This window comes from Streptacidiphilus anmyonensis, from assembly GCF_000787855.1.
GTDB classification, from domain to species: domain Bacteria; phylum Actinomycetota; class Actinomycetes; order Streptomycetales; family Streptomycetaceae; genus Streptacidiphilus; species Streptacidiphilus anmyonensis.
Genome location: NZ_BBPQ01000018.1, coordinates 39,960 through 55,107 on the forward strand (window position 1 = coordinate 39,960; position 15,148 = coordinate 55,107).

The 15,148-nt window shown below is 71.7% G+C and carries 18 protein-coding genes; 15 read left to right on the top strand and 3 right to left on the bottom strand.

What is annotated here, in order from left to right:
• Nucleotides 1-10 precede the first annotated feature (10 nt).
• The 3 genes from TR50_RS18285 to TR50_RS18295 all read right to left on the bottom strand — a co-directional run bounded on the left by TR50_RS18285 (nucleotide 11) and on the right by TR50_RS18295 (nucleotide 2,520).
• Entirely contained in the window at nucleotides 11-580 is a 570-nt protein-coding gene (locus tag TR50_RS18285; RefSeq protein ID WP_042422214.1) for a phosphotransferase-like protein, read from the bottom strand.
• A complete protein-coding gene (locus TR50_RS18290) occupies nucleotides 577-1,590 on the bottom strand; it encodes a P-loop nucleotide/nucleoside kinase family protein (RefSeq protein ID WP_042422216.1) in 1,014 nt (337 codons plus the stop codon). The genes TR50_RS18285 and TR50_RS18290 overlap by 4 nt, the downstream gene beginning before the upstream one ends.
• Before the next feature lie 186 nt (nucleotides 1,591-1,776).
• A complete protein-coding gene (locus tag TR50_RS18295; protein WP_042422219.1) occupies nucleotides 1,777-2,520 on the bottom strand; it encodes a GntR family transcriptional regulator in 744 nt (247 codons plus the stop codon).
• Nucleotides 2,521-2,922: 402 nt separating this feature from the next.
• Here TR50_RS18295 and TR50_RS18300 point away from each other — a divergent pair, with 402 nt between their 5' ends.
• The 15 genes from TR50_RS18300 (at nucleotide 2,923) to TR50_RS42635 (ending at nucleotide 14,985) form a co-directional block, all read left to right on the top strand.
• Nucleotides 2,923-3,504, top strand: coding sequence for a hypothetical protein (locus TR50_RS18300; RefSeq protein ID WP_052441074.1), 582 nt, complete (start codon nucleotides 2,923-2,925; stop codon nucleotides 3,502-3,504).
• A 187-nt stretch (nucleotides 3,505-3,691) separates the two neighbouring features.
• Nucleotides 3,692-3,814 carry a hypothetical protein gene (locus TR50_RS49750; RefSeq protein WP_269084803.1) on the top strand — a complete coding sequence of 41 codons (123 nt, stop codon included), beginning with the start codon at nucleotides 3,692-3,694 and terminating at the stop codon, nucleotides 3,812-3,814.
• Between the two features lie 29 nt (nucleotides 3,815-3,843).
• Entirely contained in the window at nucleotides 3,844-4,293 is a 450-nt protein-coding gene (locus tag TR50_RS18305; protein ID WP_042422369.1) for an ATP-binding protein, read from the top strand.
• A 140-nt stretch (nucleotides 4,294-4,433) separates the two neighbouring features.
• A complete protein-coding gene (locus TR50_RS18310) occupies nucleotides 4,434-4,685 on the top strand; it encodes a WhiB family transcriptional regulator (RefSeq protein WP_042422221.1) in 252 nt (83 codons plus the stop codon).
• Between the two features lie 32 nt (nucleotides 4,686-4,717).
• Nucleotides 4,718-5,197 carry a hypothetical protein gene (locus TR50_RS18315; RefSeq protein WP_042422223.1) on the top strand — a complete coding sequence of 160 codons (480 nt, stop codon included), beginning with the start codon at nucleotides 4,718-4,720 and terminating at the stop codon, nucleotides 5,195-5,197.
• A gap of 52 nt (nucleotides 5,198-5,249) precedes the next feature.
• Nucleotides 5,250-6,617 (top strand): coiled-coil domain-containing protein, encoded by a 1,368-nt coding sequence (locus TR50_RS48895; protein ID WP_236654466.1) that lies wholly within the window; start codon nucleotides 5,250-5,252, stop codon nucleotides 6,615-6,617.
• Nucleotides 6,617-7,399 (top strand): hypothetical protein, encoded by a 783-nt coding sequence (locus tag TR50_RS48900; RefSeq protein WP_236654467.1) that lies wholly within the window; start codon nucleotides 6,617-6,619, stop codon nucleotides 7,397-7,399. Before TR50_RS48895 ends, TR50_RS48900 begins: the two co-directional genes overlap by 1 nt.
• Before the next feature lie 104 nt (nucleotides 7,400-7,503).
• Nucleotides 7,504-7,695 (top strand): hypothetical protein, encoded by a 192-nt coding sequence (locus TR50_RS18325; RefSeq protein WP_042422225.1) that lies wholly within the window; start codon nucleotides 7,504-7,506, stop codon nucleotides 7,693-7,695.
• 1,015 nt (nucleotides 7,696-8,710) lie between these two features.
• A complete protein-coding gene (locus TR50_RS18330; protein ID WP_042422229.1) occupies nucleotides 8,711-9,145 on the top strand; it encodes a hypothetical protein in 435 nt (144 codons plus the stop codon).
• Nucleotides 9,145-9,513 (top strand): hypothetical protein, encoded by a 369-nt coding sequence (locus tag TR50_RS18335; RefSeq protein ID WP_042422231.1) that lies wholly within the window; start codon nucleotides 9,145-9,147, stop codon nucleotides 9,511-9,513. The genes TR50_RS18330 and TR50_RS18335 overlap by 1 nt, the downstream gene beginning before the upstream one ends.
• Before the next feature lie 114 nt (nucleotides 9,514-9,627).
• On the top strand, nucleotides 9,628-12,156 hold the full coding sequence (locus tag TR50_RS18340; RefSeq protein WP_042422233.1) for a hypothetical protein: 2,529 nt from the start codon (nucleotides 9,628-9,630) through the stop codon (nucleotides 12,154-12,156).
• Nucleotides 12,157-12,250: 94 nt separating this feature from the next.
• Nucleotides 12,251-12,475 carry a hypothetical protein gene (locus TR50_RS18345; RefSeq protein ID WP_042422235.1) on the top strand — a complete coding sequence of 75 codons (225 nt, stop codon included), beginning with the start codon at nucleotides 12,251-12,253 and terminating at the stop codon, nucleotides 12,473-12,475.
• 70 nt (nucleotides 12,476-12,545) lie between these two features.
• Entirely contained in the window at nucleotides 12,546-13,130 is a 585-nt protein-coding gene (locus TR50_RS18350; RefSeq protein WP_042422237.1) for a hypothetical protein, read from the top strand.
• A 181-nt stretch (nucleotides 13,131-13,311) separates the two neighbouring features.
• Nucleotides 13,312-13,983 (top strand): hypothetical protein, encoded by a 672-nt coding sequence (locus TR50_RS42630; RefSeq protein ID WP_052441075.1) that lies wholly within the window; start codon nucleotides 13,312-13,314, stop codon nucleotides 13,981-13,983.
• A gap of 201 nt (nucleotides 13,984-14,184) precedes the next feature.
• Nucleotides 14,185-14,985: a hypothetical protein gene (locus TR50_RS42635; RefSeq protein ID WP_052441076.1), complete on the top strand. Its 801-nt coding sequence runs from the start codon at nucleotides 14,185-14,187 to the stop codon at nucleotides 14,983-14,985.
• Nucleotides 14,986-15,148: the final 163 nt, after the last annotated feature.

The following is a 15,148-nucleotide window of genomic DNA, read 5'->3' on the forward strand; positions in this document are numbered from 1 at the left end:
GCCCCCGCCGTCATGTCTGCGCCGCTCCCGCCCGCTCCACCAGCAGCTGGCCGATGAGCCGCGCAGCGGCATCCGGGGTGTGGTCCGTCGTGTCCACCGTCAGATCCCACGCCCAGCCCGGGTTGGCGCCCAGATCCGCAAGGGTTGTGTCCCACGCGGCCAGCCGGGCGGAGGTGTCAGCATCACCGCGACCGCGCGACCGCTCCGCCGTGGCCTGCCTCGAGCACCACAGCAGCACCGTCACCCACCCCGCCGAGTAACCCTCCAGCAGCGCCCTGACACCGTCGACCTGCCCCAGGTGCACCACCGGCACCCCGGACGCGAACGCGGCGCGAAGGCCGGGTCGGTCGATGACATAGGTGTTGCCGTAGCGCGAGTTCGCGTAGATGACGTCTCCCGCCGCCTCCAAGTGCGCCAGTTGTTCTGCGCTGCCCATCCTGTAGCCGACCGCCTTGCCGGACCCCACCTTGAGGCGCTGGAACTGCTGGTACCTGCCGGAGAGTTCCGCCAGCGCCGCAGTCACGGTGTCCTTGCCCGCGGCCGGCGGACCGTACAGGAGGACGCCCTGGGGCTCGCTCACGCGTACACCTCGCGGATCGCGTGCCGGGCCTGGTCGGCCAGGGAGATCGCGGTGCCGAGCCGGTTGTCGACGACCAGGTGCGGCACGACCGGTCGCAGGTCGGCGTCGATGGTCTGCAGGTACTCGTCCCAGCGCTGCAGCTTCCAGGCGTCTCGGGCCGCGCTGCGGAAGGTGATGTACTCGCGCATCGACTCCGGGTCGCACTGGACCCAGATTGGGGCGACGTCGACGCCGAGCGCTTCGCACCGATTCGTCAGCCGCTGCATCCAGTCCGCGTTCGTCATCTCCGCGATGAAGGGCGCGGTAAGGACGGTGCTGATGCGGCAGTGGATGTTGGCCCAGGCCGCCTGCATCAGGCAGTCGTACTCGACGTGCCGCACCTGGTCGCGGTACAGGTCGGTGTGCCGGTCGTTCGGGTCGCCTCCGAGCGAGACGAGCAGCCTCTCCACCAGCGGGCGCGTGAGTGGGTCCTTGTCCAGCAGCGGCCAACCGGTCAGCTGGGTCAGGAACCGCGCGAACTCCGTCTTCCCGCTGCCGGCGTAGCCACCGACCAACACGACCACGGGGCGGTGCGGATCACCGCCGGTGTGACGCCGCTTCCACGCGTCCAAGATTCGTTGTTGAACCTGCATGTGGTCGGCTTCGTTGCTGCCCGGAGCGATCCGGTGGATCGCTCGCTCGACCGCGATCACGTGCGTGCCGTTGCGGTCATCGCTCGCGGGAGTCAGCCGGAACTGGGTGTCCTCGCCGGGCAGCGCCGCGCGGAAGCCGAGCTCCGGATCGGTCGCCCGGTACAGCAGGCAGTAGGCCCGCCGGTAGTGCGGGCCCGGGTACACCTCACCCTGCTCGTGCTGCCAGAGCGTCTGCGGGTTGGCCGCCGGGATGCCCTTGAGCTTCGCCTCCGCTGCGACCTCGCGCAGCCGCTCGCCGGCCTTTTCCAGCGTCAGGCCGTGCGCCTCGCGTTGTGCGCGAAGTAGATCTGGCCGCCATCCGGGGTGGTCCTTGCCCATTCCCCCGCTCCTCACAGTCACCATGGCCGGAGCCTATGGGCGACTCATCAAATCCCGTGTGTACGTGGATGTGAACGCATGTGCATGACGTGCTGATGGAGCTGTTGACGCGGTTGTGGTTCTGATGCGACGCCAATCCGGCTCTGATTCTCCTCGGGAAGGAGGTCCCTGATGAGGCCCTGCAGATTAGGCGTCGAACTCGTAGTCCAAGACGAACGCGGTGGCATCGAGGACCATCTGGTTGACCTCGATCGGCCGTCGGTCCGCGGTGTACGAGGTGCGGATGAGGTGCAGGATCGGGCTTCCAGCCGGGAGGTTCAGGCGGGTCGCGTCGTTGGGCGAGGCGAGGCCGTAGCGGATCTCCTCGCGGTGGTGAACCGGCGGGAAACCGAGATCGTTGAGGCGAGCGAGGATGCCGCCGGGTCCCGTGTTGGGCTGGGTGATCGCCGAACCGGCGACGATTGCGTGAGGCAGGAACGACGTTGCGAGCATGACTGGTCGCTGTTCCACCACGTAGCGGCGCGATCGACGGCAGACGAGGTCACCAGGCGTCAGCTGCAGGGCCGTGGCGATGGAGTCCGTTGCCTCCACGGCCTGGACGTTGATCTGGTCAACGGTGTTCTCACGCTCGTCGTCCGTGGACCAGATGCTTGCCCCGGAGGCCCATCGGTCGCGCGCAAGGCGTTGGATGCCGTGGCGGCGCACTGGCTTGAACGACTTCACGAAGACGCCGGCGCCTTGCCGGGCCTCGGCGAGGCCTTCGCTTCGGAGGAGCGCCAGCGCTTGACGGACGGTCATGGCGGCGACGCCGTACTGAGCCGCCAAGACGCGCTCGCCAGGCAGTCTGTCGGTGTATTGGCCGTTCGCGATTGCCAGCCGCAGATCAGCGGCGATCTGCTCGTACTTGGCCAGCGAGTCCTCATCGCCCACTACGCCATCACCTCCTTCGCCTGGCCGTTGATCTTAGGCGTTGCCGCCTGGCTGAGCCTCAGGGGCTCGCCTCATTCGTAGCATGCGCAAACTGCTCTAGGGAAGTTCTTGACAGCTCTAGAGCAATTGAGGCTTACTGGTCTGGCGCCGAACGACTCCGGCAAACCCCGGATCGGAGTGCGTCCCGTTCCTTGAGAACTCCACAGCACGGCCTGCGACGGCTCACTACAGGCGGATGGTGACGGACCAGCTCGGTCCAGCGGTCCCCCGCCGGGTTCGGTCGCAGGCGCTGATCAGAGCAGTTGCGCTGCCCAGTACCCACGGTTCGCTGAGGCCCGTGGTCACCGGAGAACGCAACGCCGATCCGTCTTCCCGTCTCCCGGACCGAAGGGAACTCCGCTCGTGCGACACAACGGCCGTCCGGCTCTCCCCGTCTCCCGCATCACCCCGACCGAGATCTCCGCCCTCCCCGGGCAACCCATCCTGATCGTCTGCCCGGACTGCCAGACCTGGCGGCGCCTGACCCGCCACATGATCGTCGCCCACCGGGCCACCGACCACGGCCGCGAGGCCGGCGATCGCCGCTACCACGGCGAGGCCCCCCGGGACCGCCGCTGCAAGGGCTCCGGCCAGCGGATCGTCATCGACACCCCGCTCACCGGCAAGACCTGGACGACGCACTGGGCTGCGGAGCACCGCCTCGCGAGCACCGAGGTTCGGGCCTCGCGGCCGACGCAGCCGACGCCGAAGCCGCACTCGGCTGCGCCGACGCTGGCGCCGACGCAGATGCCGGAGGCAACGCGGGCCGTGCGCCAGGAGCTCGCGGCCCACCGGCACGACTGCGAGCGCTGCCGCTCGGGCCTGTGGTGCGAGACGGCCTCCTCGCTCGCGCGCCGGGCGAAGCGAACCCTCCAGAATCTCGAGCTCGCTTCCCAGATGGTCCTCGGCCCTGACGGAAAGCGTCGTCTGCTCACCACCCCCTGACCGGTGGCCAGGCGCGGCTGGAGCCGTCTCCTCATCAGCTCCTTGCACGTTCCGTCGGTCCCGCCCGCCACCACGCGGGGCGGGACCAGGCGGTGGGTCGCAAGGGGCCCGAACGCGACGACGACCCCGGCGGCTACCGAGGTCGTCACAGGTCGCGGCACTCCGATCAAAGAGCGAGGTAACGACCTTGAACACGATCGTAGCGGCGGCCACGGCCGCCGACGACCACCCCAACCAGGCCGACGAGGCCCTGCGACGGGCCCGCGAGGACGCCGCCCGCCGCGCCGAGCAGAGCGGCGGGAAGCGGTGAGCACCCCGACGGTGGCGGGGACCGGAACCATGTCCGTGGAGCAGCTGCTGCTCCCGCCCTCCTCCCCCGGCCTGTACCTGCGGCACCGCAACCGCGGCTTCGCCGCCCACATCACGGCCACGGCGGAGACGCTGAGCGCCGTCCGCCAGCTGGCGCGGTCGGTGCTGGTCGCCTACGGCGCCGACGACGACTCCGCCGCCGACGCGCAGTTGGTCCTGTCGGAGCTGGTCGGCAATGCCGTCAACGCCTGCGGCCAGCACGTGCCGCTGGTCATCGAGGTGTACGTCACCGGCCGCGGCATCGCGGTGACCGTCCACGACCCGGTCCCCGAGCTGCTGCCGCAGCGCGCCGACGTCGACCTGGACAGCGACTGCGCGGAGAGCGGCCGGGGCCTGGCCCTGGTCGACCACCTCGCCCCCGGCTGGACGCTCGAGTGCTCCGCGCTCGGCAAGCAGATCCAGTGCCACCTCACGAAGTAGCGCAGCACACCGCCGACGGGGCGGGTGCGTGGAAGGTCAGCCCGCTGACGGTCTCCGGACCCGAGGGCCGTGATCACCGCGCACCCGCCCTTCGTCGTGGCGAACCCACCTTGACGTGCACGAATACGAAGGAGGACGAGATGGACTGGCGACACCGCGCGACCTGCCGGAGCGAGGACCCCGAGCTGTTCTTCCCGATCGGCAACACCGGACCGGCACTCCTGCAGATCGAGGAGGCCAAGGCGGTCTGCCACCGCTGCCCGGTCATGGAGCACTGCCTGCAGTGGGCGCTGGAGACCGGTCAGGACGCCGGCGTGTGGGGCGGCATGAGCGAGGGCGAGCGGCGCGCGATGAAGCGCCGCGCCGCCCGCAACCGCGCCCGCACCAGCTGACCGCGACCAACGTTTCCGGCTTGGAGGCCGCCATGGCACAGCAGCGCACCCCGAACCCGCACTTCACCTTCGACCTGTCCGCCACCGCCGACTTCGCCGCCACGCTGATCCCGCTCGGGAGGTCGGTACGGGCCGCCTGGTACGAGGCCGCGAGCCACCGCCGGTGGCTCGCCCGGCAGATCGGGCCCCGCCAGGTCGGCGGGATCTACCGCACCGGCTACTCCGGCGACGTCTACGAGGTCCTGGAGATCGACCACGGTCCGCGTTCGCAGTGGCCGGTCACCTGGCAGATCACGGTCCGCACCGTCGGCACCGACCACGTCCGCCGGCACTGCACCGCCTGGGAGGACCGCGACCAGGTCCTCGCCGAGCCCGGCCCGCTCGCCGACGTCGTCCGCGCCGCCTTCACCACGCCGGTCTCCCCGGCGGCGCTCATCGAGCAGGGCCACCTCCTGGACGAGGCCACGCACCCCCGCCTGACGGCTGCGCTCCAGCGCCTGGCCCCGGCCTGACCACGCCGCAACTGCCGCCCTGCGGGGCGGCATCGACTTGGAAGGAGGCGGCGTGGCCGCCACCCGAGCCCGTAGCAGGAAGCCCACTGCCCGCAGCAAGCCGACGGCCGGGCGTCCGGCGCCGCCCACCGCGCCTCTCGCCCCCGCCGCTCTCCCGGAGCCGGTTCCGGCCGAGACGCCCGAGGATCTGGTGGACTGGGACGCGCTGGCCCGCGTCCTGGACGCCCGGGACCGGGCCGCCGACCTGATCGACAGCGCCCGCGAGCAGTCCTCTGCGCTCCAGACGAACGCCGAGCAGCAGGCGGCGCGCACTGTCGCCGCCACCCACGAGCAGGTCACCGAGCTGCTCGCCGAGGCCCGCGCCCGCGCCGAGGGCATCACGGGCGGCGCCGATCAGGAGGCCGACGCGCACCGGGCCGCGGCAAAGGCCGAGTTGGAGAGTGCGCGCGGCGAGGCCGACCGGCTCCTGGCCGACGCGCACGAGCGCGCGGCGCAGCTGGTCGACGGCGCCCGCGCTCAGGTCGCCGACCTCACCGGCCTGGCCGAAGCCGACCGCGAGGCCACCGGCAAGGCGGTCGCCGAACTGCGGCGCCTGGCCGAAGCCGACCTCGCCGAGATCAGCGCCATGGTCGATCAGCGCCGCACCGAGGCCGGCCAGATCCTCTCCCGCGCCCAGGCGCAGGCCGACGACCTGGTGGCCGCGGCGCAGCGCGAGGTCGCCCAGGCCCGCGAGCGTGTCGACAAGCTCGCCGCCACGGCGGCCGAGCAGTACGACGCCCGGCGGGCCGAGGCCGAGCAGCTGTACACGGACGCGGTCAAGGCCGCGGACGAGCGGCGCCGTGAAGCCGACGCCCACGTGACCTCCGCCCGCAGCGAGGCGGAGCAGGCGGGCAGCGAACTGCGCGAGAAGCTGCGGGCGCTGACCGACCGTTTCGACGCCGAGGCGGCGGCCAAGCGCACCGCGCTGGCCGACGACCTGGCCGGCCTCAAGACGGCCTGCGACAAGCAGCGCGACCGGCTGCGGGAGGAGGCCAAGACGGTCGCCGCGCAGCTGCGCGACGCCGCTCAGAAGGAGGCCGAGCGGATCACCGCCGAGGCCGAGCGCAAGGCCAAGGGCATCACCGACCGGGCCCAGGCGGATGAGGCCCGGGCCCGCCGGCTGCTGGAGGAGGCCAAGGCGGCAAAGCACGCCGCCTCGCGCTGGCGCGGCTGGCACCGCAAGGTCAGCCGCAAGGCGTGGAAGACCGCGCCGTGGATCGCGCTGGCCGCCGGCATCGGGCTCGCCGCCTCCGGCGAGTACGCGCTGGCCCACATGGTCGGCATCCACCCCTACGTCGCCCCGCTGCTGCCGGTCAGCATCGACGTCTACTGTGTCACCGCGTTCCGCACCAAGCGGGACATACGGCGGCGCTCGCGTTGATGGCGTCGGCCAACGTCACCTTCCACCTGGCCGACCAGGCGCACCTGGTGCCCGCCGGGCACGCGGCCCCATGGTGGCTCACGACCTTCGTCGTCCTGATCTTTGTGGCCGTCATCTGGCGCGTCCACACGCTCATGCACGACGACGGTACGGACGGACACGACAGCCCGGACACGACGCCCGTACACACCAGTACGGGCGCTCGTACGGACGGCGCGAAGCACGCCCGTACAACCGCGCCTGGAGCGTCCTCGTACGGGCCGTCAGCCGGTACGCCGACCGCTGCGAACGCGCTCGGCCCGGCTGGTACACCGCCCGTACACGCCGCCCTCGCCCCCACCGCCACGAACGGGACGGCACCCGGGGTGACCAGCGCGTACACCGGCCGTACGAGCGGCGTACAGGCACAGTCCGCAGGCGCGCCGAGCACCGGTACGGAGCACAGCGGCCGTACCGGTACAGCGGCAGCCACCGGCGGCGGCCGTACCAGTACGGTCCACGCCCGTACAGCCCCAGCGAGCGGAGTCCCGGGCGCCCGTACAGGCACCGCGTCCTCCCGCCCGCGTACCACCCAAGCGGCCATCGGCCGTACAAGTACGACGCCCGCCCGTACGGACGAGGAACTCCTCCCCGCCGTACAGGCACTGCCCCGCGAAGACGACGGCTTCGTCAACGTCTCCCGCGCCCGCACCGAACTCAGCGTCAACCAGCCCCGAGCAGTCCGCCTGCTCGCCCAGGCCGGCCTGCTGCGCCCGGACGACGCGGACAAGTACCTGACCTGACCTAGCGTCCGACACCACCAGCGAGGGCCAGCCCGCACGCCGGACTGGCCCTCGCTGCGACTGCCGGAACCCGCAGTCGACCCCGATCCGAGAGGAGAGACCGAGTGGCGGCAGGCTCCGCCTACTGGGCCGGTGTGATCCGCAAAGCCGACAAGGAGTCGCCCAAGCGCGGCTTCGAGCGGCGCGCAGACCGACTACGCAGCGTGCTCCAGCACGTCGATCCGGTCGTCGCGACCCGCGCCTGGCGAGAGGCCGGCGACGCGCTTCAGACCCTGCTCAACCGCTACGACCGCTAGCGGTCATTCACCCATTCATTCACCCGGCCGCGAGTGAACTTGACAGCTGCCTACACGCGTACGTACGCGTACGCGCGAGGCCCGATCGTTCACCCCGCCCAGCCGAGTCCGAGACCGTAGAGGCGGTCGCGTGGAAGTCCTGATCCTGGCCTGCGCCCTGGCATGGGCAGCAGGAACACAAAGTGAGCAAACCAAGGTCGGGTTGAGCCGGCCGGACCGGGCCGCGCGGATCGAACACGCCCGCCATCAGCGGGCCGTGGAGAAGATCGCCCGCACCCACGGGAGCCCGCCGGCCATTGGTCCGGGGGCACCGGTGACGACGTACACCCACTCGCCGACCGGCCCGGTCAGGATCAGGGTTCCGGCGACGGCGCCCGTCGCCGGGGTGCCGGGGACGTTCCTCGCCGCGTACCGGAACGCGAATCCCGGCGCGGTGCCGATTGCTGGCCGCGCCGGGCACGCGGCGGGCCGGACCGTGGTGTGGGTGCGCGACGGCGCCGCGGAGGCGCTGCGCCGCTTCCGCGCCCGCCGGAACCCGGTGACGACACCGGACCCGGCGGCGACCGGGCCCGCCCCGGATGCCGCTCCGCCAGCGGAGGGTGCGTCCCCGGTTGCCCTGGTGCCACCCCCGCCCGACTACCCGCCCGCCGTCGGCGTCAGCACGCCCGAGGACAGCCCTGGAGGGGCCTCTGCCCCGCCAGCGGCCGTGCCAGGCCCGAGGAGTCCCGCCGACGCGTCAGGGCCCGTCACAGCTCCGTCTGCGCCGCCTCCTTCCCCGGACGGCGCCGGTCCGGATCCCGAAGCGCGCACCGGACCGGCCGCGCCGCCGCAGGACGCGCCACTACCCACTGCCGCACCTACCGGTGACGACAGCCCAGGGCCCGCGGATGACCCGATCGCGCCCGCTCCACCCGCTGTCAGCACCTCGACACCGGAAGCTGCCGAAGCACCCGTCAGCTCCCCCACCTCGGCGCCGACTAGCACGGCGCCCACACCCACCGAAGGGCGAGGCCGCATGGCCGCAGACATCAGCTACGACAGCGTCCTCGAGGAGTCCGACGAACTGTCGATCATGTGCGAGGACGACCAGGTCGTCTACAACCGGCTCTCCGAGCGCTGCGAACGGGAAGTCGGCCGCGCTGACGCCCTCATCGCCGAGCTCGCCGAGTTCGGCATCAAGGCGGAAAGGATCATCGGGCAGATCAACGCCTGCACCGAGCAGTACCGCGCCATGCACAACTCGCTCGCGGGGCTCGCGTTCGACACCCGGGCGCAGGCCGAGGCCGTAACCAAGGCCAAGGCCCTGCTCGAGGCCGGCCAGGGCGTCTACGCCGACATTGCCCAGGACATGGAGGAAGTCGCCGACCGCGAGTTCTACCTCTCCGACCAAGTCGACACCGAGGACCTCGCCGCCGACACCGAGACCTACGAGACCAGGGGGGTCGCCTGATGGCCGGCAACTACCTCGCCGTCCTCGCCCGCGCCAAGGCCTACGTCATCCGCGCCCAGCGCACGCGGGCCGCGGTCGAGCGCATGCAGGCCCGCTACCAGGACCGCGCCGACTCCGCCCGCTACCTCGCGGAGGGCATGACCAAGCTGCACGTGGACGAGCCCACCGTCACCGCCTACATGGAGGTCGCACTTCACGGCGATTCGGCCGCCCAGGAGGTCGGGAACATCGTCTCCTCCGCCGACGCGCTGAGCACTGCCGCCCAGGGCCTGGAGAACGAGACCCGCGCATCGCACTCGCGGATGGCTGACGCGAACCGAACCGGTGCAGTGCAGATGGCCGACCGGGCGTTCATCCAACGCCAGTAGCCCCACCAGTTCCGCCGCCGGCGCTTCCACACGCGCCCGACACGACGCCAGGGCCCCGATTCGCCACCCGAGTCGGGGCCCTGCCACTTCGAACCTGAAAGGACCATCTCCGCGATGTCCGAGACCCTGCCCCCCTCCGAGCAGCGCACGGCCGCGCTGCGCGCCCGACTCGCCCGGGTGACCAACTCCCCGGGCCTGTACGCCGGTGCCGGGCTCGGCATCGCCTCCGCTTCCCTGTCCGGCACGCCCCTGCTCGCCACCACGCTCACCGCGGGGGCCGCCGCTGCCAGCTGGACGGCGCTCGGCCTCAACCCGGGCCCGTGGCGCTGGCTCCCCGGCCACGGCGAGCCGTGGCAGTGGATGGCCCGCGCCCACGCCCGCGCCTACCGCCGCCGCGTGCGCCGGATGCGCCGCCGCCTGACCACCACCCGCCCCGCACCCCCCGGAGGCGCCCTCCTGCTGCCCGCATGGACCGGCCACCCCGACCGTGCGAGCCTCGTCCGGGCCCGCGTCGCCGACTCCCACCGCACCCGCACCGCCCTCCTGCGAAACGCCTGGCAGCGCGCCCTGCCCGGATGGGGCAGCGACTGGTGGCGCCGCTACACCCCCACCGAACTCGCGCTGCGAGCCGGGCCGCTGGCCGCGCTACCCGTCACCGGTTACCTGCCCATGCCCTGGTACGCCCACCTCGCCGCCAGCTCCCTGGCCGCCACCTGGGGAACCTGGGTGTGCACCCGCCCAGAGCGCCCCGCCACTGAGGACGCCACGAACCAGCAGCCCGCAGACTGGTACGTGGCGCGCTGGGAGGAGTGGATCGCCTGCCAGGGCGGCCCGCTGGCGGGCTCGTACCTGGTGTCCCTTGACGTCACCGCGGACCGGGTCAGCGCGGTCGTGGTCTCCACCACCGCCAAAGCGGCCGACAGCCTCGCCGTGGACGCGATCTCGATCGCGTTCGACGTCCCGGCGCGTGCCGTGAACCTGTACCGGACCGAGGACATGGCCGCATCCCGTGCCAAGCTCACGGTACGGCTTCGGGCCGCGGCGCCGTCCGCCGCCGGCGACCTGATCGCCGCCTGGCGCGACTTCAACCCCTACCCCGGCAGCATCATGGTCGCAGCCGAAGAGACAGAGTTCGGGCGCCGGATGGAGTTCCTACTCCCCCGCACCGGAACCTCCGTCCGCGACGTGCAGCCGCAGGCAATCGTGCAGGCCCTGGACCTGCCCGGCGAAGACCCTGCCGCCACCATGCACCTGCGCGTGCTCGGCGCGCGCCGCCTCGAGGTCAGCGAGATGACGAACAACCCGCTGACCGCCGGGGTCCCCCTGGACCTTGACGACCTCGTGATGGACACCGACGGCTTCGTGACCATCGGCCGCGACATCTACGGCAACCCGGCCCGATGGCGGCTTATGATCCCCAACAAGGGCAAATACGGCCTGACCGGAGTTCAGGGCGTCTCAGCGGTCCACTCGTTCGTGTCCGGCACCACCGGAGCGGGCAAGACCTCCCTGGAAGAGGCCCTGCTGATCGCTCAGGCCATCAACGGCTGCATCTCCTGGGTCGCCGACGGCAAGGGCGGCAGCGGCTACGCGTCGTGGGCCGACGACCTCGACTGGCTCGTCAAAAGCCCGCTCGGCTTCGCACTGATGGCCTCGGGCGCCGCGAAGCTCGGGAAACTGCGCTTCTCCGTGCAGCAACGCATGCAGTGGCGAGACGCCGACGGCGACATCGAGACCGGTCGCAGCTTCTTCGTCCCCGGCGAGCCGTTCGCCCTCCTGCAAGCGACGTTCGACGAGTTCAACGAAATGGTCCGCGAAGGCGGCCGGGACGTGAACGCCGCAGCGGTCCTCTCCGGGGTGTCCAACCTCGGACGGCAGACCCGCGCCGCCGGCATCGCCGCCCGCGTGCACGTCCAGATCCCCAACCTCGACGCGATCGGCAGCAACGCCGACGCCAACGCGGTCCGCGACATGCTCCAGTCCGGCAACATCGCGCTGTTCCGCACCGCCCGCAACGACGTCGCGAACATGAGCCTCGGGGCGCGAACCCCGGCCTACCGGATCTCCCCGATCCCGGAGACCTTCCCGGACGGATCCAACACCGGAGGCCTGTGCTACATCGCCGACGGTGGCGCCCAGTACACCCAGTCCCGGGTGGCCTACCACCACAACGCCGCCAAGCTCTACCGCACACTCCCCCAGCCCGCACTCACCGACGCCGAGGCCGACGCCGTCGGCGCCGCCTACCTGTACCGCGACTCCTACCGGCACCTCGACGCCAAGGGCGAAGAGGAGTTCCTGCGCGAACTGATCAAGAAGCACAACAAGGACGGCAAGACCGCAGCCCCCGCGATCGTCGACCTTGCCCCGGCCACGCCGACCGGCGCCACCGGGGCCGCCTTCGAAGGCCTGGCCGTCGACGTCGAGGACGAAGACCTCGACGACATCGCCCCACCGTCCCGCAGCCAGCTCATCTGGCACGCCGTCCATGACGGAGCACGCCGCAACAAGCAGATCGCCGAAGTCACCGACCTCAAACCATCGAACGTCGCCAACGGAACCGCGCGGCTGGAACGCCTCGGCAAACTCCACAAGATCGACCGCGACTGGCACACCCGCGAACCCCTCGACACCAGAGCCTGAAAGCAGCCTTCAGCAGTCACCAGCGCCGCCCCAGCAAGAACCATCTGGGGCGGCGCCGCGCATTCACCGACCACACATCACCTGGGAGCAACGCATGAACCTCACCACGAACGCCCTCTTCGTCATCTGCGCCGCCGGCCTCGCCATCTGGATGTGGCGCGACGCCTCCTTCCGCAAGCGGGAGTTCCTCGCCGTGTCCCTCTTCTGGATCCTCCTCGTCGGCACCCCCTGGGGCGCCGACACCGTCGCCTGGGCCCACCAGTTCCTCACCAGCAGCGCCCACGCCGCCACGACCGCCGTCAACACCGCGACCCACTGACCGCAGCCACCCCGCGACCGGCGCTCCCGCCAGAGCGTCGACCCGCCCAACCCCACTGAAGGAGACGCCGGTGCTTTCCCCCGACCCTCGCCTCTTCCCCGAGCAGACCGCGCCGGTCGTTCTCTATCCGCGACCCACCCCCACCCCATACGGCGAGCCGAACGCCCTCTTCCCGGGGCCGATCGCCGCCGACGGCCGCGCCGCCTCCACCAGGGCCCTCGTCCAACTCGACGACGGGTCCTGGGTCATCGCCCGAGTCCCCCCAGCGCCACCTGTATTCCTGCCCGCACCGCCCCAGGCCGCCGCCCGGCAGCCGCTGTCCCGCACGGAACGCGCGGCGATGCAGGTCGTCGGCTCCACCTGCGCGCTGACCCTTTCCATCGGAGGTGCCCTCGCCATGGCCGGCCCCTACCTCGCTGATCTCGCCGAACTCGCCTTCGGGATCGCTGCCGCCCTGGGCGCTGGCGCCGGCGCGCTGCTCGTCCTGCGCATCGCCGGAGCCCTCGGACTGCGCAGCCCCAATGCCACCGGCGCCGACGTGGCCACCCACACCCCCAGCGGACCGGTGGTGAACAACAACGTCACCGTGCTGAACCAGGGGCTGTTCTCCCGCGGCAACGCCACCGGCATCGGACGTGTCGACCGCATCGGCTGACCTGCGAGCACAGCCCCGCACCGACACGCGGACAGCGTTGTCTCCGAGCCCATCCATGGGCCCGGAGACAACGCAAGCGGCACGCCCGCACGACGCACCCATCAGAGATCACCAGCGCCACCCGTGACCGGACGGTCAACCAGCCCACACCGCACGCCACAACAGGGAAGGGATCCCCCTCATGACCAGCACCCAGTCCACCCCCGAACCCACCGCCCCCCACCCCGAGCCGCAGTTCCACCACGAGCGGTGGGAGAAGGCACAGGCCAGGGCCATCGCCTGGTCCCGCACCTACCTCATGCCGTTCCTGCGTTGCCGCGCCACCGAGCTGGAGAACGCCCTCCAACTCGGCTGGAACTTCACGCCGCTGTGGCTGCGCGCCCTCACCGTGCTCGCCAGCCTGTTCCTGTTCACCCTGATCTTCGGCTCGCTGGGAAGCGACGTCGTCGACGTCTACTACCGCCTCGTCGGCCACACCCACACCGGACTCCTCGCCACGATCTCCCACCCGATCCGCAGCTACCTCAACGCGCACCGCGGCGAACTGCACCTGTCCGTGCGCAACCTGTTCGGCCTGTGGGAGCTCACAGCCATCGCGCTGATCATCGCCGGGTTCTTCGGATCCACCCTGGCCCGACTCGGCTGGCTGGCGTTCGGCACCGCCACCGCCGCGATGGTCTGGAGCGCAACTCCCGACCCGGCACGCCCCGTCGCCACCGCCATCGCCGCCGGACTCTGGGGCATCGCCAGCCTGCTCGCACTGCGCGGCCTGAACCTGCGCCTGGTCCAGATCAACATCGACGCCCGCTCCCAACAGCTCCAGCCCCCCACCGTCCCGAACACCACCGCCTGACTCCCGCGACCCAAGCGCTCCCACACCGCGCCAGGCTCCTGAGTCATCGGCGCGCCGCCCGCTCGCGCACTCATCGGGTACTGAAGCTGCCCACCCGCAGTCCCGCGCCAGCAGCACGACGGCGCGGGGCCGGAGGCGCGGCGCGGCCGCCCGGCCATCATCACTCTCCACCCCGCTATTCGCCGCCTACGGAGGAACGCCATGGCACAGCACCGACCGGTGATCCACTACATGGTCACCCGGCCCGACGGAACCGTCCCGCCCACGTGCGACAGCCTCGCTCACTGGGCCCGCACCCACGGCGAGGATGTCCCCACCGTCAACCTCGCCCAGCACGTGGGCGAGACCGTCGACCACCCCAGCCCCGGCGAGAAGTGGTACACCGACAAGCCCTTCTCCTACTTCCACATGTACACCCGCCCCGGCGAGGTCCTGGAGCTGGAGAGCACGGCGGAGGGCTGGCCCGTCCGGCTGTGGATCGTGGAGCCGCGCGGGGAGACCGGCAACTGGGGCGGCCGCTACTACCCGTACTGGCTGATGTCCCACCAGATCCACGTCGTCGGCGAGACCGAGGGATGGCGGGCCTTCGGGCATCGCGGCGCCCAGGTCCTGCAGACCCTCGCCCAGATCCCCGACCTGGCCCGAGAGTGGACCGCCCAGTGGGCGGCCGACCCCCAGGCCACCCACCGCACCTACACCGCGTGGCAGCAGGAGCTGGAGGAACACCACGCCCTGGACTGGTGGGCGCACTTCCGCGCGCAGTACTCCCGCCGGACCGCCGCCCTGCGCGCGGCCACGCGCCTGGCCGCCGACAGCGCCGGCCAGGCCGCCGACGCCGCGGGCGCCGGACCCGAGACGGTCACCGCGATCCGCTCCCGGGCCCGCAGCCTGATCGCCGGTCAGCTCCTGCACGACCGCATCCGCACCGGCGAGTACGAGCGGACCGTCCGCGCGCTGCTGCTCGGCGACGGACTCGACCACCCGGCACCCGTCCCCGCCTGACGCCGGAAGCCCTTCCGGGCCGTCACGCTGACCGCCACCGCCCCACGCCAACCGCACCACAGCGCGGGGCGGTGGCGTGCGGCGCGGCCACCCGGCCGACACCCACCGACCACCGGAGGCACCCCCCATGCGCACGTCCGACCAGCTCCCCGCCTGGATCCCC